General features: G+C 49.0%; 34 protein-coding genes. 17 read left to right on the top strand and 17 right to left on the bottom strand.

Translation table 11 applies throughout. The features are described 5' to 3' along the window. Nucleotides 1-24: 24 nt before the first annotated feature. Nucleotides 25-132 (top strand): cytochrome b6-f complex subunit V, encoded by a 108-nt coding sequence (gene petG, locus PSE6802_RS0106215; RefSeq protein ID WP_026103101.1) that lies wholly within the window; start codon nt 25-27, stop codon nt 130-132. A gap of 110 nt (nt 133-242) precedes the next feature. On the opposite strand, the gene PSE6802_RS0106210 is transcribed toward petG, so the two are convergent. Then, nucleotides 243-1,289: a hypothetical protein gene (locus PSE6802_RS0106210; RefSeq protein WP_019499183.1), complete on the bottom strand. Its 1,047-nt coding sequence runs from the start codon at nt 1,287-1,289 to the stop codon at nt 243-245. 72 nt (nt 1,290-1,361) lie between these two features. Then, nucleotides 1,362-1,643 carry a hypothetical protein gene (locus PSE6802_RS0106205; RefSeq protein WP_019499182.1) on the bottom strand — a complete coding sequence of 94 codons (282 nt, stop codon included), beginning with the start codon at nt 1,641-1,643 and terminating at the stop codon, nt 1,362-1,364. A gap of 290 nt (nt 1,644-1,933) precedes the next feature. On the opposite strand from PSE6802_RS0106205, the gene PSE6802_RS0106200 reads away from it, so the two are divergent. After that, nucleotides 1,934-2,167: a hypothetical protein gene (locus PSE6802_RS0106200; protein WP_019499181.1), complete on the top strand. Its 234-nt coding sequence runs from the start codon at nt 1,934-1,936 to the stop codon at nt 2,165-2,167. A 44-nt stretch (nt 2,168-2,211) separates the two neighbouring features. On the opposite strand, the gene PSE6802_RS0106195 is transcribed toward PSE6802_RS0106200, so the two are convergent. Next, nucleotides 2,212-2,583 (bottom strand): (2Fe-2S) ferredoxin domain-containing protein, encoded by a 372-nt coding sequence (locus tag PSE6802_RS0106195; protein ID WP_019499180.1) that lies wholly within the window; start codon nt 2,581-2,583, stop codon nt 2,212-2,214. A gap of 174 nt (nt 2,584-2,757) precedes the next feature. On the opposite strand from PSE6802_RS0106195, the gene psb30 reads away from it, so the two are divergent. Beyond that, entirely contained in the window at nt 2,758-2,898 is a 141-nt protein-coding gene (gene psb30 / locus PSE6802_RS0106190; RefSeq protein WP_019499179.1) for a photosystem II reaction center protein Ycf12/Psb30, read from the top strand. On the opposite strand, the gene PSE6802_RS0106185 is transcribed toward psb30, so the two are convergent. Beyond that, a complete protein-coding gene (locus PSE6802_RS0106185; RefSeq protein WP_019499178.1) occupies nt 2,872-4,440 on the bottom strand; it encodes a YcjF family protein in 1,569 nt (522 codons plus the stop codon). The two genes, psb30 and PSE6802_RS0106185, sit on opposite strands and share 27 nt — an antisense overlap. A 171-nt stretch (nt 4,441-4,611) precedes the next feature. Between PSE6802_RS0106185 and PSE6802_RS33210 the strand changes: the two genes are divergently transcribed. Next, entirely contained in the window at nt 4,612-4,770 is a 159-nt protein-coding gene (locus PSE6802_RS33210; protein WP_156815445.1) for a hypothetical protein, read from the top strand. A gap of 136 nt (nt 4,771-4,906) precedes the next feature. Here the strand turns inward: PSE6802_RS33210 and PSE6802_RS0106175 are convergent, their stop codons facing one another. Genes PSE6802_RS0106175 through avd form a run of 3 tightly spaced genes read right to left on the bottom strand, consistent with a single transcriptional unit; the run spans nt 4,907 to nt 7,171 of the window. Then, nucleotides 4,907-5,713: a formylglycine-generating enzyme family protein gene (locus tag PSE6802_RS0106175; RefSeq protein WP_019499176.1), complete on the bottom strand. Its 807-nt coding sequence runs from the start codon at nt 5,711-5,713 to the stop codon at nt 4,907-4,909. Beyond that, nucleotides 5,703-6,809, bottom strand: coding sequence for an RNA-directed DNA polymerase (locus PSE6802_RS0106170; RefSeq protein WP_019499175.1), 1,107 nt, complete (start codon nt 6,807-6,809; stop codon nt 5,703-5,705). The genes PSE6802_RS0106175 and PSE6802_RS0106170 overlap by 11 nt, the downstream gene beginning before the upstream one ends. After that, nucleotides 6,806-7,171 carry a diversity-generating retroelement protein Avd gene (gene avd, locus PSE6802_RS0106165; protein ID WP_019499174.1) on the bottom strand — a complete coding sequence of 122 codons (366 nt, stop codon included), beginning with the start codon at nt 7,169-7,171 and terminating at the stop codon, nt 6,806-6,808. Before avd ends, PSE6802_RS0106170 begins: the two co-directional genes overlap by 4 nt. Between avd and PSE6802_RS0106160 the strand changes: the two genes are divergently transcribed. After that, nucleotides 7,165-7,638 (top strand): hypothetical protein, encoded by a 474-nt coding sequence (locus PSE6802_RS0106160; RefSeq protein WP_019499173.1) that lies wholly within the window; start codon nt 7,165-7,167, stop codon nt 7,636-7,638. The genes avd and PSE6802_RS0106160 overlap by 7 nt on opposite strands. Before the next feature lie 35 nt (nt 7,639-7,673). On the opposite strand, the gene PSE6802_RS34660 is transcribed toward PSE6802_RS0106160, so the two are convergent. From PSE6802_RS34660 to PSE6802_RS0106135, 5 genes are read right to left on the bottom strand one after another with little or no spacing between them, the layout of a single operon-like run. Further along, nucleotides 7,674-9,401: a formylglycine-generating enzyme family protein gene (locus PSE6802_RS34660; protein ID WP_019499172.1), complete on the bottom strand. Its 1,728-nt coding sequence runs from the start codon at nt 9,399-9,401 to the stop codon at nt 7,674-7,676. Beyond that, nucleotides 9,398-10,612 carry a CHAT domain-containing protein gene (locus PSE6802_RS0106150; protein ID WP_019499171.1) on the bottom strand — a complete coding sequence of 405 codons (1,215 nt, stop codon included), beginning with the start codon at nt 10,610-10,612 and terminating at the stop codon, nt 9,398-9,400. Before PSE6802_RS0106150 ends, PSE6802_RS34660 begins: the two co-directional genes overlap by 4 nt. Continuing rightward, nucleotides 10,609-12,537: a hypothetical protein gene (locus PSE6802_RS0106145; protein WP_019499170.1), complete on the bottom strand. Its 1,929-nt coding sequence runs from the start codon at nt 12,535-12,537 to the stop codon at nt 10,609-10,611. Before PSE6802_RS0106145 ends, PSE6802_RS0106150 begins: the two co-directional genes overlap by 4 nt. Before the next feature lie 2 nt (nt 12,538-12,539). Next, nucleotides 12,540-13,499, bottom strand: coding sequence for an AAA family ATPase (locus PSE6802_RS0106140; protein ID WP_019499169.1), 960 nt, complete (start codon nt 13,497-13,499; stop codon nt 12,540-12,542). Continuing rightward, nucleotides 13,499-13,897 carry a CU044_2847 family protein gene (locus PSE6802_RS0106135; protein ID WP_156815444.1) on the bottom strand — a complete coding sequence of 133 codons (399 nt, stop codon included), beginning with the start codon at nt 13,895-13,897 and terminating at the stop codon, nt 13,499-13,501. Before PSE6802_RS0106135 ends, PSE6802_RS0106140 begins: the two co-directional genes overlap by 1 nt. 157 nt (nt 13,898-14,054) lie before the next feature. Between PSE6802_RS0106135 and PSE6802_RS30840 the strand changes: the two genes are divergently transcribed. The 6 genes from PSE6802_RS30840 to PSE6802_RS0106105 all read left to right on the top strand — a co-directional run bounded on the left by PSE6802_RS30840 (nt 14,055) and on the right by PSE6802_RS0106105 (nt 17,097). Then, on the top strand, nt 14,055-15,224 hold the full coding sequence (locus tag PSE6802_RS30840; RefSeq protein WP_019499167.1) for a pentapeptide repeat-containing protein: 1,170 nt from the start codon (nt 14,055-14,057) through the stop codon (nt 15,222-15,224). Between the two features lie 58 nt (nt 15,225-15,282). Further along, on the top strand, nt 15,283-15,504 hold the full coding sequence (locus tag PSE6802_RS0106125; protein WP_026103098.1) for a helix-turn-helix domain-containing protein: 222 nt from the start codon (nt 15,283-15,285) through the stop codon (nt 15,502-15,504). Between the two features lie 81 nt (nt 15,505-15,585). Then, complete coding sequence (locus PSE6802_RS30835) at nt 15,586-16,287, top strand: HU family DNA-binding protein (protein ID WP_019499165.1); 702 nt, start codon at nt 15,586-15,588, stop codon at nt 16,285-16,287. Nucleotides 16,288-16,324: 37 nt separating this feature from the next. Further along, nucleotides 16,325-16,498, top strand: coding sequence for a hypothetical protein (locus PSE6802_RS34220; protein ID WP_019499164.1), 174 nt, complete (start codon nt 16,325-16,327; stop codon nt 16,496-16,498). Between the two features lie 34 nt (nt 16,499-16,532). After that, entirely contained in the window at nt 16,533-16,886 is a 354-nt protein-coding gene (locus tag PSE6802_RS0106110) for a hypothetical protein (protein ID WP_019499163.1), read from the top strand. Next, nucleotides 16,876-17,097, top strand: a complete 222-nt coding sequence (locus tag PSE6802_RS0106105) for a hypothetical protein (RefSeq protein ID WP_019499162.1) — start codon at nt 16,876-16,878, stop codon at nt 17,095-17,097. Before PSE6802_RS0106110 ends, PSE6802_RS0106105 begins: the two co-directional genes overlap by 11 nt. 153 nt (nt 17,098-17,250) lie before the next feature. Here PSE6802_RS0106105 and PSE6802_RS31735 read toward each other — a convergent pair whose 3' ends face one another. Then, entirely contained in the window at nt 17,251-17,565 is a 315-nt protein-coding gene (locus PSE6802_RS31735) for a hypothetical protein (RefSeq protein WP_019499161.1), read from the bottom strand. A gap of 226 nt (nt 17,566-17,791) precedes the next feature. Between PSE6802_RS31735 and PSE6802_RS0106095 the strand changes: the two genes are divergently transcribed. Genes PSE6802_RS0106095 through PSE6802_RS28000 form a run of 3 tightly spaced genes read left to right on the top strand, consistent with a single transcriptional unit; the run spans nt 17,792 to nt 18,955 of the window. Further along, nucleotides 17,792-18,307 (top strand): hypothetical protein, encoded by a 516-nt coding sequence (locus tag PSE6802_RS0106095; RefSeq protein WP_019499160.1) that lies wholly within the window; start codon nt 17,792-17,794, stop codon nt 18,305-18,307. Nucleotides 18,308-18,366: 59 nt separating this feature from the next. Beyond that, complete coding sequence (locus PSE6802_RS33205; RefSeq protein WP_019499159.1) at nt 18,367-18,537, top strand: hypothetical protein; 171 nt, start codon at nt 18,367-18,369, stop codon at nt 18,535-18,537. Continuing rightward, the gene (locus PSE6802_RS28000; protein WP_019499158.1) at nt 18,530-18,955 is read left to right on the top strand and encodes a hypothetical protein; all 426 of its coding nucleotides are present in this window, start codon (nt 18,530-18,532) and stop codon (nt 18,953-18,955) included. Before PSE6802_RS33205 ends, PSE6802_RS28000 begins: the two co-directional genes overlap by 8 nt. A gap of 226 nt (nt 18,956-19,181) precedes the next feature. Here PSE6802_RS28000 and PSE6802_RS0106080 read toward each other — a convergent pair whose 3' ends face one another. Both PSE6802_RS0106080 and PSE6802_RS0106075 read right to left on the bottom strand, forming a co-directional pair. Continuing rightward, nucleotides 19,182-19,514: a hypothetical protein gene (locus PSE6802_RS0106080; protein ID WP_019499157.1), complete on the bottom strand. Its 333-nt coding sequence runs from the start codon at nt 19,512-19,514 to the stop codon at nt 19,182-19,184. Between the two features lie 96 nt (nt 19,515-19,610). Further along, nucleotides 19,611-19,865, bottom strand: a complete 255-nt coding sequence (locus tag PSE6802_RS0106075) for a helix-turn-helix domain-containing protein (RefSeq protein ID WP_019499156.1) — start codon at nt 19,863-19,865, stop codon at nt 19,611-19,613. Nucleotides 19,866-20,012: 147 nt separating this feature from the next. Here PSE6802_RS0106075 and PSE6802_RS0106070 point away from each other — a divergent pair, with 147 nt between their 5' ends. Continuing rightward, a complete protein-coding gene (locus PSE6802_RS0106070) occupies nt 20,013-20,225 on the top strand; it encodes a hypothetical protein (protein ID WP_019499155.1) in 213 nt (70 codons plus the stop codon). 434 nt (nt 20,226-20,659) lie between these two features. Then, a complete protein-coding gene (locus PSE6802_RS0106065) occupies nt 20,660-21,907 on the top strand; it encodes an IS110 family transposase (RefSeq protein WP_019499154.1) in 1,248 nt (415 codons plus the stop codon). 90 nt (nt 21,908-21,997) lie between these two features. Here PSE6802_RS0106065 and PSE6802_RS0106060 read toward each other — a convergent pair whose 3' ends face one another. Next, nucleotides 21,998-23,299, bottom strand: coding sequence for an NF041680 family putative transposase (locus PSE6802_RS0106060; RefSeq protein WP_019498766.1), 1,302 nt, complete (start codon nt 23,297-23,299; stop codon nt 21,998-22,000). 201 nt (nt 23,300-23,500) lie between these two features. On the opposite strand from PSE6802_RS0106060, the gene PSE6802_RS30830 reads away from it, so the two are divergent. After that, nucleotides 23,501-24,001, top strand: coding sequence for a CAAD domain-containing protein (locus tag PSE6802_RS30830; protein ID WP_019499153.1), 501 nt, complete (start codon nt 23,501-23,503; stop codon nt 23,999-24,001). Nucleotides 24,002-24,098: 97 nt separating this feature from the next. Here PSE6802_RS30830 and PSE6802_RS0106050 read toward each other — a convergent pair whose 3' ends face one another. Continuing rightward, complete coding sequence (locus PSE6802_RS0106050) at nt 24,099-24,737, bottom strand: lysophospholipid acyltransferase family protein (protein WP_019499152.1); 639 nt, start codon at nt 24,735-24,737, stop codon at nt 24,099-24,101. Nucleotides 24,738-24,788: the final 51 nt, after the last annotated feature.

Here is a 24,788-nt window from a genome sequence, read left to right as displayed (position 1 = left end):
TGCGTAGATTTTCAGTTGAAGCTTGTGGTTGAACCAATTCTGGTAGGCATTTGTCTCGGTCTTATTTTTATTACACTGGCAGGGTTGTTCTTTGCAGCCTATAAGCAATATCGTCGTTCACCGATGATGTAGATTTAACATTACCGCTCTCATATAAAAATTTTATCTATATCCACCCCTCACTATACTAACTGCTTAGTTTAGCTGAGGGGATGTTTTTAAGCAGCGATCGCGATCGCTACTTATCCCTCATGCGTCTCATCTTCAATATGCAGGCGAATCGTCCGCCCCGACTCATCGCTACCCAACTGCACTTCCACCGTCTCTCCCGACAAGCAAGCCAGACCATTTAATAACGATCTTAAATGGGGCGTACTGGCACCGCTATCGACATATAACCGTTCGGCTAAGCCGTTCAGCTTTCTCCAGGTGGCATACAGCTTCGCGATCGTTTGTTCCATCTGTGCGGCTTGGTTGACAAGATCGGCGATTGACTTGGAGCAGCCAATGCGGATAGCCTCTTCGAGTGCAGCTTCAAGATTGGCAGAAGTGCGGCTGAGGGCTTGAACTTGCGTAGTATTAGTTAAATATCGAGCCAGGTTACGAGCCTCGGACGTTGCCTGCTTGACCGTATCCACGTCAGGGGTTTCTCGAATCGACTCTTGCAGTGCCGTCTGATGAAAATCCGGTAGTTTTGCCATTTCCCGCACCAGTGGTGCGAGATAGCGGGTAGGAATGGCACTGGTCGCAGCTTGTTCCTTGACTTCCTCTGGTATGAGGTCAGAGGTCATCGCCGTCCACTCATCGGTGAGTTGGCGTACCTCGCGCCGCGTAATGCGATCGCCATTGCGAGCGGCTTCACCGATTAGCTCCTGCACCTCAGGTTCAGCTTGAGCGGTAGCAATAAAAGCCCGTTTGCTAAAGCGATCGACGGAGTCAGGATCGAGATGGCCGTTTTCCAATAAAGTATCGGCACTATCTGCCAGGGCAATCCAGGCATAAGCTTGACTTTTGGTAATTTCCCGCTCGTTGAGCCAATTGAGAAAACCCATACTCTCTGGGTTATGCCCGTGCTTTTCGCGATCGCGCACCACGCGCAGAACTCGTCCTCGCCAAATATCGGTTTGCAGGTCAAAGCGATCGCACACCTGCCACGCCACGTCCACCTGAGCCTCAAACTCTTGCTCCGAGATCCGTTCATCTTGAGGATCGGGAAGTTCAAAACTCAGCGCGTTGGGGTTATTGCCTAAACCATTAGTTTGAGCATTAACTTGAATTTCTTTCAGCACCTAAATATTGACCGTAATATGACTTGACTCTGGATTTATCTGACAGATTATGTCTGTTAATTAATAAATTAATTAAGCAGGAGCTTTATCATCCGTCTTACTTGATGCCACTGCATTATTAGAATCTCTCATGAATTCAGAGAATGGGGTATGCCATACAAAAAGATTGGGGAGCACAAAACCAATCCCGATCGATGTAGGAAGGGTATACGGATAGGGATACGGTTGGTCGCCAGGCTCTTCCCCCCCCATACGCAGGCTAAAGTCCCCTATCCATATGAAAAAGCCAGGATAGCAAGCATCAAGACTATAAGCTATAGCTTTACGATCGATTTTGGAAAAGCTTGCTTTCATATTGTTGATTAACTAACTCAAACTCATACTATAGCGATCCTAAATCATTTATGAACGGGGTGCAGGGGTGGAACACGGCAGTGGCTCTAGGGGGAAACCCCCAAGACCGCCCTGCCTCCCCTGCGTGGGGGCACAGCCCCCACACCCCCTTTTTCACAAATCATTTGCGATCGCTATAGATAGGTTAACAAACTTGGACTGAAAGAATAATAGGAGCTGCAATAATCTGCACGCCTATCTATTTGGGTAATTGATTAATAATCTTTCACGCACGGCTAATTTATTAAGTTATGACGCTTGACAAACATATCATCAAAGGAATTCCGCCCTTTCGCGTCAAAACCTGTAACGCTCAGAGGTTTGAGGACTTGATGATCCAAGCAGGCTACCAGAAGAGTGGATCGGGACAGGGGAAAGGCGGCAGGATAAAAGTTTGGTGGGCGCATCCAACCCACGGTCTAGTAGAAGCAATTTACACAGGTGACAAACAGACGGTTATAACTGCATATCCAACTTCTCCATAAAATGGCAGATTCATATAAATCGATTTGGCTTCAGGTGAAATTTTTCAAGCAAACCGATCTAGGTGTAATCTGGGATGTAACATACTTTTAACGGGTTTGCCACCAATTAAATGCTGCTCGATCAAAACTGGTACCTCGCTCTTCCTGACTCGCCAGTAATACATATTCTCCGGCGTAACCAGTATCATCGGCCCCGCACCGCACAGGCCGAGGCAACCGCAGGCGATTACCTCCACATTTGCAGGCGATTGGGCTTTTAATGCCGCCAATATACGCTCGGAGCCGTCCTTACGACAGGTGCGATTTTGACAGACAAACACCTGACGCGCAATTTGAGCATCTTCGCACATTAGTGCTGGCGCGATCGCCTGTTCCAGACAGGATAAATCTTCGTGCTGGTAATTTAATGCATCCACAAGTCTAAGTCCTGAAACCTTTGCAACACGATCGTTCCCCAAAGCTAACCGCTTAAAGCTGACCGCTAACAGTCATTTATAACTTTGGCGATCCCCCAGACATGGTATATCTATGTCTTAAGTAGCATTGCTTGTTAAAATAACCAATAAACATTTAACTTTTGGAAAACTAGTATGGATTTTCTTAGCGGTATTACAGATTTTTTTTCTGCCATTAATTTTGAACTTATCTTCCAACTGATCTGCCTGGCGCTAATCGTTCTGTCCGGCCCAGTTGTAATTTTCCTGCTAGCTGCTAGAGGCGGCGATATGTAGGCCGTGGTTAATTTGCTTAACTGCACTACCCACAAAACTCGTCAGAAATTGAGCGCTCTGCGCGTTGCTAAAGTTCTTTTGACATAGCTCGCGTAGGGTGCTCAGCGTATTTGCCATGTCCTTTTGGGTTGAGGATTCCTCTAAAGTATCCAGATAATCTACAAAGCTGAGACCGCCGACCCGGATCAGATACGCGGCACTAAGCGCCTGCACCGATCCCCCGATCGCGTAGGTAATTGCATTAGTTTTAAGGCAGTTCGCGATCGCCGTGGTTGCCAGTTCTACACAACCCATTTGCACGAAAGACTGCGCGATTACTGCTGCTGCTTTTTGGGCTTGTTTCACGCTAAATGACCGTTCGTACAGGCGGCTGAGTTCGATTAACATTTGCACGTTAATTGCAGTATTTGCCACCAAATCTAACCCAGGTAAAGGGTTAGCAAATACTGTCGTCGCCGCGATCGCCTGGAACCGCATCACGATTTTCTCAGCTTTGGCATGGCGGAGTTGCTTCAGCTTGGCTTGAGTTTCCTCCAATAATGCCTGAATTTGCTGATGGGTATTGGCAATCAGCAACTCCTCCCATTCCCCTGACAGGATCGCCTCAATCCGCTGCTTTAAGGGCGCGATCTCGGGTGCGATTGGCTCCAGCCATTCTCTAAAGCGATCTGGCTCCATATCGCCGTATTGTCTGACTTTGATGGGGGCGGGCTGTGCCGCGATCGCCACGATATCTTCTGCTAATACCAGTTCTTGGGCGTGGTGTCTCAGATTAGTAATAATTGCTTCGCGATCTTTAGGTAAATAGGAGTCGGTTTTATTGAAAGCTAGAATAGTGCGCTTGCCAACGCGGCAGAGGTTAGTTAATGCCTGATATTCCGTAGCGCTTAGATCGCCACTGGTAACAAATACAAGTAAGTCGGACGTACGGGCTACATGCAGCGCCTCTGCCTCGCGTACCTGACCGTTTCCTCCCATCTCCTGAATGCCGGGTGTATCGATCAGCGAGATTTGTCTTGTCTTTTTACCGAGCAGTGCAGATTTGGAGTTACCTCGATCTTCTCTATGCTCGTTACCATAATCATAGATTTCTGTAGCGGGTGTGGTTCCCACTGTAGCGGCGATGTTGCCAACCTTGCGACCCATCAAAGCATTGATTACAGCGGTTTTGCCAGTCGAACCCATACCGAATACAGCAATCCGAAATTGATTTTGAGCAAGATTATTAGCAATTTGTTCGGCTTGTTTCTCCAGCACCTGGCGATCCGATAGATCGCCGATCTTAGCAATGAGTTGGTTCGCCTTTTGCAAATCTCGTTGCAGGCTATGGCGATCGACTGGGGTTTGAGGAGCGCTGCGATCGCTCGGCTGTGGCAGTTGCCTATTTTTCACCAGGAGCCACATACTACATAAAACCACAGCACCGCCAATTACCTGCCAATCACTAAGTAAGTTGGTAAGCGTACTAGCTGCGATCGCCATTACAGAAATAACAAAGAGCAAAAATAGACCGGGATGTCGCCAAGCGCCAGAATTGAACATTGCTGACAAAAATTAAACACACATAAGATTTTATATGCGAGCGTAGGGGAAATAAGCTCTATTTGCTAGAATCCCCAGTATACTGGCAACTTACCATAAAAAAGTACCCCTAAAGATCGATCGCGCAAACAACTAGGAGCGACGCTAGAACGCCAATCCCCAGTGGTTGGTATGTCTAAACTGGAGCTACGCAATGTTTCCTCTGCCCGCTGCCCAAGAGATCGCAAGGATTTCTGGTTTGGTGTAGTTCGGCTTTGTGGCATGGATGCACCCGAGAAAGATCGGTCTCTAGGCTTGGAGAGCAAGCAGTCATGGCAAAGGTTGCTGTGACAGACTCTGCTTTTGCCCCTCTCCGTAAAATTGCACTTCCTCCCCCTGCAAAAAAATTCGAGGCGCTAACGCGCCAAAGCAGTGAAAAGAAACAAGGGTAAAGGGCAAAAGGGCTAAAGAGTAAAGAAGGGAGTCCTCAGCGAGAGGAGACTACTACTCGAAAACCGACGTAGTATTTGAGGTCGAAGTCCGCATAGGAGTTGATGCGGTAAGCCGAACGGCAGAAGTAGGCATTGTTGCTCCACGAACCGCCGCGACTAACATGATTTGTTGATTTTTTGCGATCTACCCACGCTCTCCCATCCGTTGGAGCGCCTTGATAATTTTCGTGCCAGTTATCTTCGCACCATTCCCATACGTTGCCGTGCATGTCGTACAACCCAAAGGCATTGGGTGAAAAAATTCCTACTGCTGTTGTCTGCTGTCGAGACTCGCCTTTGGGTGCCTCACCATAGGGGTAGTTGCCACCGTAATTGACCAGTTCGGGAGTGATGGTTTCGCCAAAGTAGAAAGGTGTCGTCGTACCTGCTCGGCAAGCATATTCCCACTCGGCTTCGCTGGGCAATCGATAGTTCTTTCCCGTCAGCTCTGACAGCTTAGCGCAAAACTCTTTGGCAGCATTCCAAGAAACGTTTTCAACGGGACAGTTGGCTCCATTTTCCTTAAAATGCGATGGATTCTTGCCCATCACTGCTTGGTACTGCGCCTGGGTCACGGGGTATTTACCCATAAAAAACGATCGCACGGTGACTTCGTGCTGCGGGTGTTCGCTATTACTGCTTCTATCTTCGGTTGGCGGTGCCCCCATGACAAAGGTACCGCCTGGAATTTTTACCATCTCTAGAGGGATGGCATCGACCAGTCCTGCCAATGCTTCGCGGAAGCTATAGGCTACCCTTGGTGCGATCTCACAATAAATACTCAGGACTTTATTAGTTGTCATGATTAGGATATAGTTCTGTTGCGATTGTACCGCTCTGACTATCCGGATCGCCGTTATGCGGAGCAAACAGCTTCTGACACAATCTCCAAGTGTCTCCGTGGGCAAGGTGCGATCGCCAGCTCTGTTGCGATCGCTGCATTTGTTCGATAGAGATAACCCCTCGCGCCATTCCTTTTTTCATTTTCCGCTGCCGCCGCCGTCCGCGTTGCAGGTTGTCGCTCCGCACGCGAATGCGATCGCTCAAGGTGCAAAAACCTAAAAAGCTAACACCAATATGAGTTTCAAAGATTTGTGTTTTGACGGGATGAAGTTTAAGCCGCAGGGTACACAGGAAGTCCTCAATCTGATGGCGGGCATCGACTAAATACTCGCAATCGTCGGCAAAAAGAGCAAAATCATCGACATAGCGCACGTATTTGCGACAACTGAGGGCTTCTTTGATAAAGCGATCGCAACCAGATAGGTAGAAGTTAGCAAAAAGCTGGCTTGTAAGGTTGCCGATCGGCAGACCTTTAGGATGGAGGCTAGGAGCAAGTAGGTCATCACCGGGGAAATAGTCCAGCACTGTCTCTTGGGGATTACTGGCATCAATAATTGCCTCAATCAGCCAGAGGGTATCTGCACACTTGATTTTGTTTTGTAGCAGTTCTTTGAGTATATTGCGATCGATGCTGGGAAAGTATTTTTTGATATCGCACTGCAAGACGTAGCGGCTGGAGCGGGCAAATTTCGTCAATCGTCGTAGAGCGCGGTGGGTGCCTTTCCCCGTACGGTTAGCATAGGTATCATCTATCAGGGCGCGATCGAGGATCGGGGCGACAACATTGCATAAAGCGTGATGGACGACGCGATCGCGATAAGGTGCTGCCGAAACAAAGCGTGGCCTGGGCACAAAAATCTGGAACGTACGATATTCTCCCGGTCGGTAGGTTTTGGCAACTAACTCTTTCTGCAACGTCACCAGTTCTAATTCCAGATTGTAGTGAAAATCCAGGACGTTATCACGATAACGCTTGCGCTTCCTGGCTTTGTTGGCAGCATCGAGCAGGTTAGCAAAAGACACAATCTCAGCCCAGAGGTTGCCATGACGCTTCATGCTTTGGCTCTAGCTTTGTGCTGTTGCTGTTTTCTCCACCCACCCAGTTCGCTACCGATCTCAGTCAAAAGTTTGCCAGCGTGTTCGTAACGCTCCAATTTCAGCAACTCAAATTCAAATAACAAGCGCGTTTGGTGGCGCAAAACATCTAGACGGGCATTTAGCAACTCTAACAGGTCGAGCTTTTCGCGGGCATAGCGGGCGCGGATAAGTCCTTCCAGCAGTTCGTAGAGCGTTGCGATCGTGCGATCTCCCAGTTGATAGCGATGCTGTCGTGGTAGACGATTGAGAATCGGTACGTACCATTTGATGAGGTCGTAAGTTTTTTGGACGATTGGCAGTTCGCTTGTCGCTTTTGTCACTGGATCTCAAAACAATAGATGAATGGGGCAACTTTTCGGTCTTCCTACTAAAATACCCCACTCGGTTTGATGTTTGGATGCCGTCACCAGCATCGCTAAAGCAGGTTTGGACTCCCTTACGTACGCTTGCCGAATTCCCATCCGGCAACTCTGACCTGAAGGAGTACTCAGCGAGAGGAGACTACTACTCGAAAACCGTTGTTGTTGTTGTCGATGTCCGCATTGTTGTTGTTGCGGTAAGCCGAACGGCAGTTGTTGGCATTGTTGTTCCACGAACCGCCGCGTCTGCTGTTATCCCTGCCTTACTCCTGCTTTCTCAAAATTTTGACAAACTAGAGAAAAACAGTGTTCGAGATTTTTGCATAATTTTGTTGGAATTTACTACTCTAAAGCTAAAGAGATTGTTAAGGCGTGCAAAAAAATTCGAGGCGCTAACGCGCCAAAGCAGTGAAAAGAAACAAGGGTAAAGCGCAAAAGGGCAAAAGAGTAGAGAAGGGAGTCCTCAGCGAGAGGAGACTACTACTCGAAAACCGTCGTAGTTGCTGACGAAGTCCGCATAGTAGTAGTTGCGGAAAGCCGAACGGCAGTAGAAGGCATTGAGGCTCCACGAACCGCCGCGCCTAACACGATTTGTTGATTTTTTGCGATCTACCCACGCTCTCCCATCCGTCGGAGCGCCTTGATAATTTTCGTGCCAGTTATCTTCGCACCATTCCCACACGTTACCGTGCATGTCGTATAATCCAAAGGCATTGGGCAGTGTCTCCCCGACTGGCTGAGTTTTGCCATTCGAATTGGAGTAATACCACGCGAAATCACCCAAATTCGATTCGCTGTCGCCAAAGTAGTATTCTGTCTTTGTAGTCGCGCGGCAAGCATATTCCCACTCGGCTTCGCTGGGCAGTCGGTAGTTCTTGCCCGTCAGCTCCGATAGCTGAGCGCAAAACTCTTTGGCATCGTGCCAAGAAACCCTTTCAACGGGGCGGTTGGCTCCATTCCCCCCGAAATGCGATGGATTCTTGCCCATCACCGCTTGGTACTGCGCCTGGGTTACGGGGTATTTACCCATAAGAAACGATCGCACTGTAACTTCGTGCTGCGGGTGCTCGTCGCTATTCCCTTCGCCTTCTGGTGAGCCCATGAAAAACTTACCACTGGGGATTTCTACCATTTGTAGTTCTAAATTGCCAATCTGCTCTCGAAACATGCGGGCGCTACCAGCACGCTCTTTGCGCTCTCCGCCTTTTGTATAAGTCACCACCGGGAACGAAAACTCCTCCAACATCAGCGCGTCAGGGTCGTACCATCCCACTCGCACTACGGGCACGATCGCGGCATCGAGGCTACGGATAAAAAGAGCGGACAAGCCTTCTCTTCCAAAAAATTCTTTATTCGCTTCTTCTAGCGATGTTTCAGAAAGAATGCCAGTCCGATCGCAGACTAAATAAGAGTTCGAGTCGAGCTTCTTCACGAAGCAAAGGGGGCTGGCTATTTCTACTGGTCTCCAAATCGCTACGGGGCGATCTTGTTGAAGCTCGCGATCTATTTGCTTCCAGGTGCGATTTTTCGCAAATGAGAGGTCTAAACTTTCGCTGATAGGGCAAAGCTGGCAGGTTTGAATTATATTTGCTGGAGGGTAGGCAAGCCCACCATATTGATTAAAAGCTTTGTCGATTTCTACTCGCAGTTCATCGGCAATATGCCTGCCTTCAGGGTGCTTAATCTCGTGATATGAGAATAAGGCTGCTAGCAAAGGTAAGTTTTCTAAAAATACTGGATCGATTGGGGCTTCCGGCTCCCAAGGCTCAAAAAATTTCCACTTATCTCCAGCTTTAGGGGTAATTCCACCAATAGGATCGCCTGGCGGGATATCTTCAAACGCTACTGGCAGGCTGCGAGCGATCAGCGGAACGCCCCATTCATTCACCACCAGTACAGTAATATTTGCATCTTGTTCTGACTGCACGGCTTCGAGCAAAAACTTAGCCGCCCCGTAGGTGCCGCCAAACCGATGCAATGCTATGGAGGGATTGCCAACGGTTTTGACGCGAAAGAACCTGCCCCCATCGACAACGCAGGTGAGGACAAATTCTTCCTCTTCATAGGGCCATGCCACGTTGCCCTCAGGCATTTGCACGTCCACTTCTACGCGATATAACTCGCCAACCTTAGCCGTTTTCGGATAAGAAATTACTGGTTGGATCTGGATCGTTTCGGTTGCGGCAGTCATGCTTGCCCTCCTGGTTGCGGTGGGGTTAGACGCAATACGGCTAAAGGGTTGCCGTAGTAGACGTACATAAAAGCATAGACAAGTGCACCATGATTGTTATCTTGCTTCCAACGGTTTACCGCATCAGCGCGAATTTGTCGTAACACTTCGGCTACGGGTGGCACCTCTCGGTCCTGACACTTTTGCAAAAATTGGCAGCCGATCCTTTTAGCGGTATCTGTTCCCACAGCCGAAACAGTACCAATTACCCCATTTGCACCTTTATTAAAAAATAAGTCAATGAAATCATATCGATATGTTCCAGGAACGATCTCGTTTGGTTGAGCTTGTGCAGTGTGACATGCATTCATAAATACAATTCCCTTACCATTGAGGATGGCTGACAAGCTCTCTTTCAATAAATCCAATCTAGATACTTTATACTCGCTGCAGCCAAACGCAATATCTTCATAATATCCATGCGCTGCAATATATGCGAGATTAACAGGAGTAGTTTTGCATTTCAAGCGATCGCAAAACTCCGAAATTTGCGAATGTAGATAAATCTTGGCTTTTAATTTTTTGAGTTCATCCTCTTCATCTAGTGTGGGTAGTTCGGCATTGTTGAGGTAAGCAGTGATTTCTCCGCCAGCGGCAATTTCTTGAGGTTCCAAGAAGATAAAGCTATCTCCCTTGATTATTTCTTTCCATCGAGCAATGCGAATAACAGCACCTGCATAGTTCGTTTCCTCATCATCCGGGGTCAAATCGATCATTTCCCACAGGATTTCTACCGATGTCGTATCGTAAACGATCAGATAGCAATTCTTAAACTCTTTACGAATCTGATTCAGCCACCTTCTTAACTCTAACAAAATTTTGTTAAACGAAATCTCTTTCATCCAATCTATGATGGTTTTCCCGTTGGGATTCGGGGAATTTTTGATAAAGCCATCAAGTGACAAATCATATTTTGAGCCAGAGCTTCTTAAAATTCGCGACTCCATCGTAAATTGTTGGTTTCCACCTTTTAACCAATAACCGCTGTCATCCTCACTAACGTAGAGAAATGCTCCATCCTGGGTGGATGGCGTTTTTTTGATGTAAATATCCTCTAGATCGAATAGATCGAAAACTTGAGGTTCTTCTGTTTCCGCGATCGCAGAGGAAGCGTCATGCTTGGCCTCCAGAACTGCTTGCTGTATTTCTGGCAGGTTCTTGAAGGCGCTCATTGTGGCACCTCCTTCTCATTGAGATTAGGAATCGAGACGATTCCTCCACCCAATGCCATTGCCAGCTCGTATGGGAGATCGGAATACGGCTCCGGTTGCAGATCGAGTACGGCAACGTACATGCGGTGACTGCCACCAGCAACGCAATCTCGAATTTGCGCGGCAACTTGCAGTGCGTCCTCGATGCCCTGACGTTTGACGGGTACAAATGGCTCGATCGCGCCGCGAAGACTGGCTGCCAAAGGTACGTTGCCCCGCCCGTCAGTTAGCACAACCATTGCAACTTCGTGGGTGGTGGCTGTCCCCTGCCGCAGAGCGTGCCGCAATTCGTGCAGTGCTAGCATCAGTCCGTGAGCCAGTGGTGTCGCTTTTCCCGGTTCGGCAATTAAGGCAGTTCTAATCCGAGGAGTGGCAAATTTTCCTGCGGCAATCTTTTCCGCTCGCAACCAATGCGTTGCATTTTGGGCACCAATAAGAATCAAACAAACACTTGCTCGCGATTCATAAGCCCAGTCGGTATATGGCTTCAGCACCGTTTGTCGATCGCTTGCATTCAAACAAGTGCAGTCCAGGACGAGCAATAACATGCGCTCGATCGCTGGGGCGCGACGATGCGCGCGCAGATCGATTCCCAAAAGTACGAGCCTGTCTTGAGAGCGTTCTGGATGGTTTTTTCTGCGAATGGGCTGAAACTTCGCTGCCTCGCGCAGTGTTGCTGCAATTGCCAGATCGCAAGCATTATTGGTAGGGCGATCGCCTGTAATTACTCCTTTAGCAGCATTTGTCGTGCGGAAAGAACTCACGGGCAAGCGCAACGATGCCGCTTCGCGCTCGATATCTGCCGTATCTTCGCGATAAGGACTGGTCTCCTCGGCTGGGACTGCTTCGCGATCGCGAGTTATCTCTGGCATCTCCGCATCGATCGCTTCCGAAGGGCGATCGGGAGTGCCGCCATAAACTGGCGTACTTCCAGGGGTTTGCGGCTGTCCGGTTGGGGTTTCTTTAAATTCCCCATCCAATCGGTCTGGAGCTGGCGATCCAGGTGGGGTCTCGCTGTGAGGCGATTGGGGAGTTAGCGATCCTTTAGGAAACCCTGCGATACTGGCTGCTTTCTCGACGCAGGATGGATCGACTTCGTCTTTGCCCTCCAGTCGCGCCACCGCCACCGCTAGCCGTGCGAGGGCTGTATCCCGATGTCCGCTGCATTCACCACCAAACTCTTCGAGCCGATCGACACAATCCCGAACCAGATCGCAGGCTGCCTCAGAAATAGCGGGCTGGCGATCGCGCGCTGCTTTTAGCTTTTCAGCCCAAGCCCCCAAGTCTGGCGATCGTTGTTTGTCCGCCGTTCTCTCCTCTAACCGCGCGAGGATATCCTTGCCGCGTTGATGCGTGTCGCGTTGCGGGGCAGACCAGTTGCCCCCCTGCAACCGCAGCCCAAAGCGATCGAGTAAATGGGGCGATACGGCACCAGGGCGATCGCAACCAGCTAGCCAGTAAAGCTTTGGAGTCCAATTACGTTTCTGTCCGTGACGCTCCAGGTAAGCCGTTTCCATACCCATTATCGAGACGATCGCGCGCATTGCTGTCAGGCTAAGGTTGGCTAACTCTGGAATTACTACGATCCTTCGCTGTCCTTCTGCTTGACCGCCCGTTAGTAAGCCTTCTTGCCTGGTAAATTTTTCTGCCGATGTTCCTTTAAGAACGAACGTGCCCCACAAGTCGTCTTCGTCGTGCCAACTGCTCAGGGTAACAATGTCTACCGTATCGCCCGTCGCTGCTGCTACCATTGCCCTTAAGAAACGGGAGATCTCCAGACTATCCTTTCCCACCTCGTCAAACAGCAAAACTCCGTTGGGATGATGGGTACCGAGTGCGGCACAAGCCAGCCCTTCAAGCAAGCGATCGGGAAATTTGCTCGACATGTCTAGGCACTGAGTAGTTCATCAAGTCTGGCATCGTCCTCTGTACTCCAGACAATGCGATCGCTCTGAACTGCCATTGGTCGGCGATGCTGGAGTGCCATAGCAGCCACCTCGCGGATGTGGTCTGTGGCTACCTCGTTCGACTCTTCGTATGCAGCCAGAGCGCGGGCAGCTAGAGCTAAGGTATAGTCGCCGCGATTGCTCTCGATGTCGAATTTCTCCGCAATCTCGGCGCACTTGTCGGCGATTGAATCGGGTACTTCCACGTCATACAACCTCTTCTTAGCGCGATCGAGCTTTTGCTTGAGTTTCTCACCCTTTGGACGCGCTGCTTCAAAGAATGCCTTTACTCGGTCGGGAGAAGACAAAGCTCGGTCGAATTCAAGTACAGTTTTTAGAATGTCTGTTCGATGTTTTGCCTCTTTTTCCGCTGAGATATTTACGGTTAAGCCAAAGCGATCGAGTAACTGCGGGCGCAAACCTCCCTCTTCCGGGTTCATCGTGCCGATTAGGGTAAAGGATATCAGTTCTTGCTTGCTTTCGCCTTCGCGTTGAATTTCCAGGATTCCCGTTGAAGTGGCATCGAGAATAATATTCACCACGCGATCGTCGAGCAAATTCACCTCATCGATATAGAGAATTTGTTTGTTATCCTTGCTCGCTTCCACCAGCAGCCCATCCTGCCATTTTGCTTCGGATTTCATCAACGCATCGATCTGCCAGCCACCAATCACGCGATCTTCTGTCGCATTCATGGGCAAAGTCACGGGCAGCTCGCCGTAAGCTAAAAGCCCAAATGCCCTAACTGCTGTGGACTTCCCCGATCCTCTATTACCGCTGAGCAATACACCACCTATTCCTTTGGCGATATACGACAGTTCGAGTGCGAGCTTCAACTGTTCTTGCCCGACAATGCGCGTGTAGGGAAGAATTTTATGGCACGGGTTTTCTTCTGAAGGCATTAGCTTTTAACCTTCCACTTCATCGTGACTTCTAATTGTGCCCCGGCATTCAATTCAGCAATAAACGCTCCTACTTTACTGTCTAACTTGACTGCCATCTTTACCTCCCATTCATCAGGGCGACTCGTTTCGTTAATGCTATTAATACTTTGATATGCACGTAAAGCGGAAGTTTTAACAAGCTTCATGGCATCGGCAAGCATATCTTTTGCCGCGTCGATGGTTTTATCAACGGCATCGCTACGCTCATTTTCACCCAGCCCACCTCTGACAGTGGGTTTGTCTACTTGCACGAAGATCTCGATTGTCTCTCCATCAACGTTAATGGTATTTTTAGCCAACACCTGATTTTCCGCCATTTGCGATCGATTCTCCTTTGTTTGAGTTAGCAAAATCAATATAGTTTAACCAGTAAACCTAATATGCAAAGTAAAAATTAATTTACATATAACAATCACAAATGATTTGAGAAAAAGGGGTGTGGGGCTGCGCCCCACGCAGGGATTCGCCAGCTCCCTGAACTGCTCAAGAACCCATTTGCTAATGCTAATGCTAATGTCCAAGAATCCTAAAACCAATCTACTCCTATCCTTTCGGCAACGCCTCGTATCCTTTCAGCAACGCCTCTTGTTGCTACTGCTAATCGCTACCATTCTTGCGGCTGTATGGGTTTCCAAGCCCGTCCTCTGGCCAGGTGGATTTGGCTTTGAAAAGGGGGAATCTGTGAGCACAAAAAGCATCGAGAGAGACGCTAAAGGGAATGTTACCAAGTCTGTTGAAACAACCAAGATCGATGAAGGAAAAACACTCTGGGACTGGCTGAGTCTACTAGGAGTACCGCTGTCATTGGCAATTCTGGGGTACTGGCTCCAGCAAATGCAGCAGAAGCGTTCTGAGGAAGTGGCTAGAGCGCAGCGAGAACGTGATGCGGATGAAACCAAGGAAGAAGTTCTACAAGTCTACTTCGACCGACTATCTGTGCTGTTAGTCGATAAGAATCTCCTGGCGATCGCGACTAAAACTAAACCTGCTGTTGAGGAGAAAGAGCTATTAGATTCGGCATGTGACGTAATTCGCGCTAGAACGCTATCTATCCTACGGAGATTTGAAGACGACAAAGAACGTAAAACTAGCGTTATTCGCTTTTTGATCGAAGCTGATATCGTTGGCAAATTAAAGCTTGATGTCAGCGGTGCCGACCTCAGCTATGCCAACCTCTTCGGTGCTACCCTCAGCCGTGCCAACCTCAGCTTTGCCAACCTCGGCGATGCCAACCTCAGCCGTGCCGACCTCATAGATGCCAACCTCAGCGATGCCAACCTCAGCCGTGCCGACCTCATAGATGCCAACCTCAGCGATGCCAACCTTAGCTTTGCCAACCTCAGCTTTGCCAACCTCTTCGGTGCCGACCTAATTGGTGCCGACCTAATTGGTGCCGACCTAATCGGTGCCAACCTCTTCGGTGCCGACCTAATCGGTGCCAACCTCAGCGGTGCCGACCTCAGCAGTGCCAACCTCAGCAGTGCCAACCTCAGCAGTGCCAATCTCAGCGGTGCAGACCTCAGCGGTGCCAAACTCATCGATGTGAGTAACATCACTGTCGAGGACATTCAATCTACTTGTTTCTGGCAAGATGCCAAATTCTCTGATGACTTCCGTGCCGAACTCGACAAGGCTCCAGAGCCTAAAGATAAGCCAGATTGTAGTATGTGGGAGAGTAAATAGCGAAGGAGATAGCAGCATCAGCTAAGCTAAATGTATGGAGCGGATCGAGTATACTCCCATGGCAGTGGCGCAGAGGCATCATGTAGTTCGTGCATTACGCTTTCGTTTGGGTCTGACTCAAGAACAATTTGCTGCGGAACTGGGGGTTACTTCGGCATCAGTTAATCGCTGGGAGAATTGCAAGGTGCAACCATCACCGATGGCACTGAAGCTACTACAGCAGCGCATAGAACTAATGGGCGATCGCGGTCAGGACTTACTGGATCTCTACTTTTATTGAACAGATGTCATGGTCTGAAGCTAAATCATTGAGTTTAATCAATGGTGATGTGTTTTTTGTTTCAAAATTCAGGAGACAACCATGAATCAACTCGAACTAGCCCAGGCGATCGCCCAGGAACTCCAGATCGGCGGCTACGATGCGGATCGTTTTTTGACGGCGGCGCTCAACCGAATCAAGACGACTGTGACAGCAAAGGTACCCGTCGAGCTGCAAGGCTTTGGTACATTTTCGATTCGACCTCAGGCTCCAAGGGTAGGGCGTAACCCTGCGACTGGGGAACCGCTGGATATTCCAGCACGGTGGTCTGCGTCTTTTAAGATCGATAAGGCGTTCAAAGCTGTGGTGGATCAAGTGCCGTTAGATCGGACTCTACCTTTTGTGGCTGGATTCACCGCGCCTAATATCATGGCGGCTAGCGACAAGCCATACACCTTTACGGTGAGCTACAACGATGAGGGCGTTGGGATTTTGACTAGTTCCATTGGAAAAGACGAGATGAAGCCAGAGAATCTGGACATTCGCGTTACCAGTCCCACTGGCAACTACAGCCAGATGGCGAAAGCCACCAAGACAAAGAAGGCCGGATCGACTGTGGCGGTGACATACATGATTGGCGCACCTGGTGGCATGTGGGATGCTAGCAGTGATGGTCGTTACACGATTGAGTTGCTGCCAGGGCAAATTAAAGATGCTCAGGGTAATATTCTGCCGCCCGGCCCGATTACCTCTTTTGTCTGCAATGTCTCAGGCACCTGGCAAGATCCCCCAACGGGCATCTAATGGCTTTATCAAACTGGTTGAAACATAGGTGATGCCCATGACGCTACTTGATGACTTTCTGGCTAGGAATGGAGACGCGATCGCACAGTTATCGATCGCCGACCAACTCAAACTCTCGCAAATCCTTCTAGATTCTGTTGGTAGTGCCTTATTTGGCAAGCAAGACAGCAGTGATGAAGAGGATTACGAGTGCATTGAGGACGACGAATAAACTTTATGACTCCCCAGCTTGGGGAGTTTTGACTATGGAAGTTCTAAGCAGAGCGATCGCACGTAATATTCGTCACTGGTTAGGTCTCGGCTTTGCCGATCGAGATTTGATGGAAATCTTGCGATCGCTGGAAACCCAGCTTGATACCCTGCGCGATCGCGCCCAAGCCGATTACAGGGAGATAGATAAGCGTCTGGATCGACTAGAGCAAACCTACGGACATTTCTTGAATAGCAACGAAGCCATCGGCGAGAGACTAAATCTCATTCAAACCACAGCCGAGCATCGCCGTCGAGAGAATGCAGCATTAGCACGACGGATATTTAATCGCATCAAAGATGTAGAAGCGATCGCTCTCAAAATCAAGGAGTGCAGCATTGAACGCTGAAATTATTAGGGCACTAACCCCCATTGCTTTCGTAATTGCTGGCGCAGTAATCGGTATCGCTTCGATCGCACTGCCGAACCTTGACCCTGCGACTCGTGCTATAGGTGCTGGGGTTGCTTCCAATTCACTCGCCGCCGCTGCTGGTCTAGCCAGTCCTGGCAAGGAAAAAGGCGCGGTGGGTTCGCGTAAATCAGATATTCAGCAATCATAATGTACTGCTCCAGAACAAAACACCTCAGTAGGAGCAACACTTCTCGCTACATTTTTTGTGGTTTTATCAAGGGGTTACCCCAATGGATAATGCTCTCGATCTGCAAAAATCACTCGTGCCGGAGTTATACGCCTACGGCGAGTAAGCCCTAAATTACTCCTCTGCGGCAAGTGCATCAGCAGCCGATAGGCATAGCGCGTCGCTAATCGCTTGCCTAATAAATTCATTGCGGCGATCGCCTAACTTTTCTAGCGCCGCGATCGTATCCGCTGGCAAACTCAACCACGCAGCGATCGCTTGTCGGACAAATTCGTTCTTGTCTGACAAAACATCTAATCCCTCTTTCATAGACGCTGGGATTCTGAGTTGCAAGTGCGCTTCCAGTGGCTCAGGTCTATCGGTTGTAAACCCATAGCTCGCAATGTCAGGATTGCCGCCCGGTCTACCACTACTTTTCGTGCCAGCCATAATCGAACCTCGACTGATTATTTCAAATTAGCACGTATACACATTTAAATAGCATTAGTTTTGCTTATCTAAATATGCCACCAGATAAGCAAGTTAGTCTTGCTATAATATGTATACATACTATAATGAAGACATGTCAGAAATGACTAGCCCCTCACCTGGTTTTCTTGGCGGATAGCAGGCAAGGGGCTTGAGAAAAATCAAGTTTTCTTAAGGAAATCCTAACATGTACGCTCAAAAACAACACGTTGCAGTGCAACCACTGCAAAACAACTACTCGCTAGTAAAACTATGCGATCGCGTGGCACTGATTACCAAAGCGCTCAAGCGTAAGGGCAAAGGTGGCAGGATGGCACGGGTTCAGGCTGGTTACTTTGGGTTTGCCAGTCGCGAAGCGGCTAATACTTTTGCCGAGGCAGTCAACGAGCGCTTTGGCGTGGATGTGACGATCCGTACACCACAGCGCCTGAGTGGTGTGTTGCTGGAAGCCAAAGTCAGAGATTTTGATGGACTAGAAGCGCTCTGCTGGGAGAAAGCCCAGAAAGCAGAAGTAACACTGCAAGAAGCCAGAGAAAGTTTGCAGCAAGACTGCTTTTATGATGCAAACGACACTTGGTCGAAGCCTTTCTACAGTGAGGATGGACAGTGGGTTGGTGTTGATGAAGAGGCGTTTGAGTGCTACTCCTATGAGGACTGGCAAGCGGATCGGGAAGATTTAAGAGCCTCTAGCAGCAGTTTCTAACTAATAGGCACGGGCAGAGCCTATCTGCCCACTTCACCACACATTTACACCAAACCAAAATGAAAGCAGCATTACGACGACTACTGGAAAAAACGGAAAAACTTAGAAGCGATTGCAGTATTGATGACGTTTGCGACGAACTTGACGCGGCGATCTTTCACCTGGAAGAGGCTGAACTTGCATACGAGACCTGGGAAAATACAGAAGAAGAGGACGAAGACGATGAGTAGCGCGACATTAATTGCAGGCAAAGTTAAATACACTGCGTCTACTCCCAAGGACTACGGACATGGAGAGCGCATCAACGTTGTAGTTACGCCTATCGACGGGGGCGACGATATCAAAGTCTGGGGCAAACCTGATGACGCGATCGCTTCTCTAACCAAAGGGCAGCAAGTCACGCTGCTGTACGACGGTAAGAGCTACAAGCTAGTAGCAGAGCAACCTACTCAGGTTAAACAGCAGCTCGCGCTCACACCGGAGCAAAAAATAGCGATCGCCCACTACGTCACAGAACAGGCAGATCTACTCAAGTTTTGCTGGATAACTGCCAGCGAAAAACTGGATAACCTCGCTGCCGAAGAGGAAAGCATCAGATGTGCCGCCGCGTCTTTGTACATTGCAGCTCAGCGCAAGTTTGGTCTCTAGTTTCAAATCGTTTCTCTTGGAAAGTTGCTCTACTTGGGGAAACCCCAAGACCGCACTTTCCGCTACGCTCACTCACACGCAGTGTGTGGGCGTAAGCCCTACCAGTCCGCCTTGATGCATTCAGTTAAGCTTCGCATTAACCCCTTGATAAAACCAAAAGATGTCTCGCCGCTGTCGGGACAGGTGGGGGCTGAACTGCGTTGCAGCCCCCTGCTCCAGAACACAGTTATAAGCCTGGAGCGCGTTTTAAAAATAGCAGGATACTCTCTACAGGCGATCGCTGACCTAACAGGTACCTCACGCCAGGCACCTTGCAATGCGTTACATGCTTGTGCTTCACCTTGCCCGTATCATCCCTCCAGCAGTAGCGCCAGTACCAGTACTCGCGCTTGCACCGAATCACTGCATAAGGCTCTAGCCAGCCGCCAGGATGCCACACCTGAGCGGTTTTTTGTTCTGGGGCAGCACCAGGAGAGAACAGGTTCTTTACGGCTTGTTTTACCCCCGATCCTGGCATCGATGCTGCTAATAGATCTAGCTGCTCGTAGGTTTTGGGCATACGGCTAGGTTAGATACAGTTTAAAGTCACCAGGGACGAGGTGGACTGACATGTGAGGCGATGAGAATAGCGCTCCGTAAACTAACGCGCCCGCAGTCAATCATCATCTGGCGGATCTTCAATAGGCTGAGGTGCGAAGCTATCGGGGAGTTCCTCAATGTTTTTGATGCGCAGTGTTTTCATCAAAGTTTTGAATTGGCCGATCGATAGAGTAGGCACAGAGCGCCCTGACTCCCAGTTTTTGATCGTTGTGACCGAAACATTTAAAGCGTCGGCTAACTCGCGCTGCGTAATTCTTCTTAGGGTTCTCAGTCTCATAAGTGGTGACTCTAGATCTGTATCTGTATTCATTATGGGTTAATTTAATTGTACTTTAGCTTCTATCTATTGACCTAAAGGTCAAATTGATTTAACCTAAAATCAGCAAACTAAAACAGCGATCGCATTGGGTGGCAATCGCTGGATTAATTAAGCCCATCATCCCACGAGGTAAAACCCATGTGTAACGACCGTGACGACTGCGATGAAGAGGCTATTGCCTTCGTACAAGTAAGCACCCGCGTCACCAACCTGCTGTTTTTAATTGACGAGCTGGGACTGAATCAGTTTGAAATGAGTGACCTATCAGCCGGCATCTACAACCGCATGGACTGGATACACGAGGAAATATGTGAGGTATGCAATGAAACCAAGTTACATCAAGACTATTAAAGAACGCGGCATGCACGGTGCAGGCTGCAACGCTCGGATCTTCCGGGCTACTACCAATGCAGGCAAGAAAATGCCCCCTTGGTGCTGGCACCCTTGACCACATTGGAGAACTTGCCCCCATTCCTAAACAGTCGATTAATCGCATAGCACCCGACCTGCTAACAAAGGCGCAGGGCGGAAGAAAGAAGGCGGAAGAAAGAATTTCTTCGATCTTCACTCTTCACTCTTCAACCTTCACTATTTCAAAGTGGGCGGTCTGCTGTGTGGCTTCCAAAACCACACGGTAAGGGCTTTAGGTCTACTGCTAGAAGGCAGCCGTTAGGCTTTGCTAATTCGCAGACCGAGGCCCTTTATACCTACAGAATGAATTAAGCCACAGTCGCGCGGCTTCTGGGAGATTCATAGGTCTATATCCACATATCTCTAACGACATCATGAATATCCTCGGAATTGATATCGGGCGCAATAGCGCTACTGTTTGTGCATTGCATGAATATCCAGAGCAGCCTTTACGCTACTTCCAAACCCATCGCCAGGAAATCATCAAACTTAAAGCCGATGAGGATGCGATCGCCAAAATCTTAGAACTCAAACCAATTGGCATCGTGATGGAGCCTACAGGCATTTGGTATAGCAACTTCTGGCGACACCTGGCTACATTCCACAACATCCCGATCTTCTGGATTGGGCATGGCGATCTAGCGGCACAGCGTAAAAGCTATGGCTTTAGGAATAAACGCGACGATGAAGATGCCTTTGCCCTGGCACTTACCTACTTTGACGATCGCTTTGTCAATGTGCATGGAAAGCCACGATATCTGGACTTTGCCACAGGCACCATAACTGCTGTCCGAGATGCTTTCTTTGAAGCGGAGCAGATCGACAAGCTGTTAAACGCACTGACCAACCAAACGCGCCAGCGGCTGGCTACCGAGTTTCCTGAATTATGCCAGCGGAAATCGAACGTGAGCGAGAAATTAGGGCATAGTCCAATGTGGGGATACCTGGCAGGTAAACACACTTACGCCGCCATGACTAAGCTGCATGACAAGAGCGTGGCTAAATCTGTAGGGCTAGACCTTACTGAATATACAAAGCTCCATGCGGAGCAGATCTGTATGCTGGAAAAACGCCTGCTTGACAAGGAGACTCAACTCAAGCAAATTCTATCACTGAGCGAGTTTAAGCCTTATCTCAGGGTCTTTAAGCGCTTTCGATTCGGCATTCGTAACCAAGCATTAATGCTCTGCCAGTGCTACCCATTCGAGCGATTCCTGATAGATGGCAAGCCGTGGATCGACTATGAGGTAGGCTGCAACAGGTCAGGTAATCCCAAGATGCAAAAGCGTCATCGTTCGCTGCGATCGTTTCAGTTGTTCCTGGGGCTTGGCTATGTAGAGAAACAGTCTGGGGACAAGTCTACGAAAGCATTAGGTGGTTCTGATGTGTGTCGATCTCAGCTATATGCCTGGGTAATGACTAGCATTCTGCCGAAACGCTATGACTCAACTTGGCTCAACCAGAAACTTAACGAAAAGTCCGGTGATGGCTGGACTCTAGATAAGCTCAGAGAAAGCAAAATCAGTGGTAAACAGAAGATTATCCGGATTTTGTTCAAGGTTACTCGTCTGCTGTTCAATGAACTCAAGCGGGAAAATGAACTTTTAAAAGAAGTTGGCTAAGTATAAACTGGAGTTTAGACTAAAAGGCAACAAGAAGCATCTCGCTAGATAGAAACTAGCGAGAGAGAGGATAAAAGGGAAGAAGTTGAGCTAAGCAGTTGCAGCGGAAGCTTTTTTGAGGGGCTTGGCATAGCGTTTTTTGACAGTAGGATAACGAATCCGTTGGGTTCGTTTTTTCCCAAGAGGCCAACCTGGAGACTTACCGCGAGGTTTAGGGTCAGGGGAAGGAGAGCCAATCCTGACCAAAACTAAAGCAAAAGCATTTGCAACTCGACCAGGAGACAATTTAGTCATCGGTTTCTGCCAAGGCAGAGGAGAGTCTTGGACAAGTTCACGAGCGAGCCACAATTGCCAAGTAAGTAAAGGCATCAAGTCCGACCAAGTCTCCATCTGAGCAGGGGTAGAAAGCTGAGGGATTGTCCAATGGAGACGTTGACGCACCAAGCGATACCAATGCTCAATGGCAAATCTGCGCAGATATTTTTGCCATACCTCACTCAAGATTGGCTCGTCTTTAGCGACCCAAATCAACCACAGGGGTTTCGATTCAGGCATATCAAGACGTTCGACCAGAATGAGTGTAAAGGGATGGTCTGCGGCTTGCTTTAAGTGCAGGTTTGGCCATCGACGAATTTGCAATCGTCCCAGTTTAGGCTCTGCAATTGTGATGTCTGCTTGGGGAATAGACCAAGTGTCAGAGTCTTTGAGGCTAAATTTCTCTCCATGCTTATGGGGTCGCCCATGCCCCTCGTAATCCTTTGGGGCATGATACAGAACCCGGTTGGGGCGTAGCCTGAGCAGCTTGATACACGGGATGTCTGCTGTTTGCTGCAAAAATGGTGCGCACCCATACTCGCCATCCCCCAGGAAAAGCACAGTCCCAGGAATTTCCGCACAAACCAAGCGTAACTGACTAGCGGCTTTCTGAATCGGGTTCTCGAAACTGGTGATCCGCTCATGCCGCAACGGTAAGGCAAAACTCCCTTCTGACTCTGGAATCCAGGCAATTGTGCTGTATCCTTGCCCCACCGTAACAGGTTTGCTTCCTACTCCCGGTTGAGGTTGATGTTCGTAGGTGCGTTCTTGTAATGTCACCGCATAGGGACGCGACCAGGCTGTATGGTCGCCCGCCAATATCGTCACCTCTGCTGCCGGCATTTGCTGTATGTATTGCTTCATCAAGTCTTCACGTGGAGGATGACTATCTTGCAGTGCTTCATAGATACTCGACCACTCCCTCCGAAATAATGGGCTTAACGAAAGTTCCACAAACGATGAAACACTCCGACTCGTCAGTACCGCATCCATCAAGTCGAACAGCGCATCTCTCCCGTTCCCTATAATTTCGTACGTGTACTTGCGAAATTGCTCAAGTTTATCCAAACTAATCATGATGAAGCTGTTGATTTTATAGTCTTTTCAGCTTCCATCATCAAGCGGTCAGTCTGCAATGGCTGGCTGCTTTTTACCACTTTTTAGTCTAAACTCCAGTATAAAGGCGATCGCTCTCCACTAGTGCGATCGCCTTTACAGGTCTATAAAAACTACTAGAATGAATTTGCCAAACATAATATTGAGTGTGAGCGCGAAGCCATGAATGCAAACGATGAAGTATCGAATAGCCCTGAAGCTAAGGTGGAGCAGGAACCCAAGGCTCCTACTACTTCACCTGAAACAGTAGAGGCTGACCAGGCCACAACTGCACCAGTAGCTATTGAAACTGAAGGGACGGAAGCCAGTGCATCTGCTACTCCGTCGGCGGAGCCAGGTGCTAGTGCCTCCGAGCAAATTGCCCAACAAGCTAAAGACTTTGCCAATAAGTTACTCAAACAGTTGCAAACTAGCTTTAGTGGCGAACAAAAGCCCTTTGTGCTGATTGGGGTAATTGTATTAGCCTCTATTCCCTTAGTTATTCTGGCTACCAAAGTTCTCAACTTTATCGACAGTCTGCCTTTATTAGAGCCAGTACTGAAGTTGGTGGGACTTGGCTACACGATCTGGTTTGTGTACCGCTACCTAATTTTTGCCAAGAGTCGTCAGGAGTTGGTAGACAGTGTAAAGGGATTTAAGTCAAAAATCCTCGGCGATAGTTAGCCTGCTAAGGCGATTTCCGCACGAAAACGTACCCAATAATTGTAGGGGCAGTGCCTCCGTGCCTGCCCTATGTCTCTGCCCTCAACAGATTGGGCAATCAGCGACCCAGATCGTGGAGCGCGTTAATCTCAGCCGCGCATTTTGCGGTTAGGGCTTCCAGGGTAGCGCGATCGCTATTTTCCGGCGGTGGAATAACCTGCCCAATCCTAATGGTTACAGGGTAGCAATGGGGAAACTTAGCGCCTTTGGGCAAGATGGCTTGAGTGCCCCATAAACTCACTGGTAACAGTGGCGCATTAGTTTTAGCGGCAATTAAAGCCGCACCTAGCTTGGGATCGCTGATGCGTCCGTCCGCAGTCCGCGTCCCCTGTAAAAATACCCCTGTCGCCCATCCATTCTCTAGCGACGCGATCGCAGCTCGAATCGCACCGCGATCGCCAGATCCCCGCTTGACAGGATAGGCTCCGTACAAACTAATTGCCTGACTGAGTACGGGTATGGCAAACAACTCTTCCTTTGCCATAAATGCCACGGGTCGTCCTACGCAGTTAGAAACAATGGGGGGATCGAAATCGCTAGCATGGTTGCTAACGACTACGATCGCGCCAGTTTTTGGTACATTTTCCGCACCATAGATGCGACCGCGAAAGCATACATGCAGGACGGGACTGACCACCGACCACTTGAACAGGTGATATAGCAGTAAACTGACTCTGGGTTCGCGATCTCTAGCCATGCAAATATTTCAACAGCAATCCAGTTAAGCATACAACTCTCCTGTATCCTG

This window comes from Pseudanabaena sp. PCC 6802 (assembly GCF_000332175.1).
GTDB lineage: Bacteria > Cyanobacteriota > Cyanobacteriia > Pseudanabaenales > Pseudanabaenaceae > PCC-6802.
The sequence above is the reverse complement of the archived record's forward strand: the minus strand, read 5'-3'. Positions and strand labels throughout refer to the sequence as shown.

Coding starts and splice junctions, on each gene's coding strand:
- PSE6802_RS0106205 (WP_019499182.1), bottom strand. CDS start 1,643: ATGAAAGCAAGCTTTTCCAAAATCGATCGTAAAGCTATAGCTTATAGT.
- PSE6802_RS0106200 (WP_019499181.1), top strand. CDS start 1,934: ATGACGCTTGACAAACATATCATCAAAGGAATTCCGCCCTTTCGCGTC.
- psb30 (WP_019499179.1), top strand. CDS start 2,758: ATGGATTTTCTTAGCGGTATTACAGATTTTTTTTCTGCCATTAATTTT.
- PSE6802_RS0106185 (WP_019499178.1), bottom strand. CDS start 4,440: ATGTTCAATTCTGGCGCTTGGCGACATCCCGGTCTATTTTTGCTCTTT.
- PSE6802_RS33210 (WP_156815445.1), top strand. CDS start 4,612: ATGTCTAAACTGGAGCTACGCAATGTTTCCTCTGCCCGCTGCCCAAGA.
- PSE6802_RS0106175 (WP_019499176.1), bottom strand. CDS start 5,713: ATGACAACTAATAAAGTCCTGAGTATTTATTGTGAGATCGCACCAAGG.
- PSE6802_RS0106170 (WP_019499175.1), bottom strand. CDS start 6,809: ATGAAGCGTCATGGCAACCTCTGGGCTGAGATTGTGTCTTTTGCTAAC.
- PSE6802_RS34660 (WP_019499172.1), bottom strand. CDS start 9,401: ATGACTGCCGCAACCGAAACGATCCAGATCCAACCAGTAATTTCTTAT.
- PSE6802_RS0106150 (WP_019499171.1), bottom strand. CDS start 10,612: ATGAGCGCCTTCAAGAACCTGCCAGAAATACAGCAAGCAGTTCTGGAG.
- PSE6802_RS0106145 (WP_019499170.1), bottom strand. CDS start 12,537: ATGTCGAGCAAATTTCCCGATCGCTTGCTTGAAGGGCTGGCTTGTGCC.
- PSE6802_RS0106140 (WP_019499169.1), bottom strand. CDS start 13,499: ATGCCTTCAGAAGAAAACCCGTGCCATAAAATTCTTCCCTACACGCGC.
- PSE6802_RS30840 (WP_019499167.1), top strand. CDS start 14,055: ATGTCCAAGAATCCTAAAACCAATCTACTCCTATCCTTTCGGCAACGC.
- PSE6802_RS0106125 (WP_026103098.1), top strand. CDS start 15,283: ATGGCAGTGGCGCAGAGGCATCATGTAGTTCGTGCATTACGCTTTCGT.
- PSE6802_RS30835 (WP_019499165.1), top strand. CDS start 15,586: ATGAATCAACTCGAACTAGCCCAGGCGATCGCCCAGGAACTCCAGATC.
- PSE6802_RS34220 (WP_019499164.1), top strand. CDS start 16,325: ATGACGCTACTTGATGACTTTCTGGCTAGGAATGGAGACGCGATCGCA.
- PSE6802_RS0106110 (WP_019499163.1), top strand. CDS start 16,533: ATGGAAGTTCTAAGCAGAGCGATCGCACGTAATATTCGTCACTGGTTA.
- PSE6802_RS31735 (WP_019499161.1), bottom strand. CDS start 17,565: ATGGCTGGCACGAAAAGTAGTGGTAGACCGGGCGGCAATCCTGACATT.
- PSE6802_RS0106095 (WP_019499160.1), top strand. CDS start 17,792: ATGTACGCTCAAAAACAACACGTTGCAGTGCAACCACTGCAAAACAAC.
- PSE6802_RS33205 (WP_019499159.1), top strand. CDS start 18,367: ATGAAAGCAGCATTACGACGACTACTGGAAAAAACGGAAAAACTTAGA.
- PSE6802_RS28000 (WP_019499158.1), top strand. CDS start 18,530: ATGAGTAGCGCGACATTAATTGCAGGCAAAGTTAAATACACTGCGTCT.
- PSE6802_RS0106080 (WP_019499157.1), bottom strand. CDS start 19,514: ATGCCCAAAACCTACGAGCAGCTAGATCTATTAGCAGCATCGATGCCA.
- PSE6802_RS0106075 (WP_019499156.1), bottom strand. CDS start 19,865: ATGAATACAGATACAGATCTAGAGTCACCACTTATGAGACTGAGAACC.
- PSE6802_RS0106070 (WP_019499155.1), top strand. CDS start 20,013: ATGTGTAACGACCGTGACGACTGCGATGAAGAGGCTATTGCCTTCGTA.
- PSE6802_RS0106065 (WP_019499154.1), top strand. CDS start 20,660: ATGAATATCCTCGGAATTGATATCGGGCGCAATAGCGCTACTGTTTGT.
- PSE6802_RS0106060 (WP_019498766.1), bottom strand. CDS start 23,299: ATGATTAGTTTGGATAAACTTGAGCAATTTCGCAAGTACACGTACGAA.
- PSE6802_RS30830 (WP_019499153.1), top strand. CDS start 23,501: ATGAATGCAAACGATGAAGTATCGAATAGCCCTGAAGCTAAGGTGGAG.
- PSE6802_RS0106050 (WP_019499152.1), bottom strand. CDS start 24,737: ATGGCTAGAGATCGCGAACCCAGAGTCAGTTTACTGCTATATCACCTG.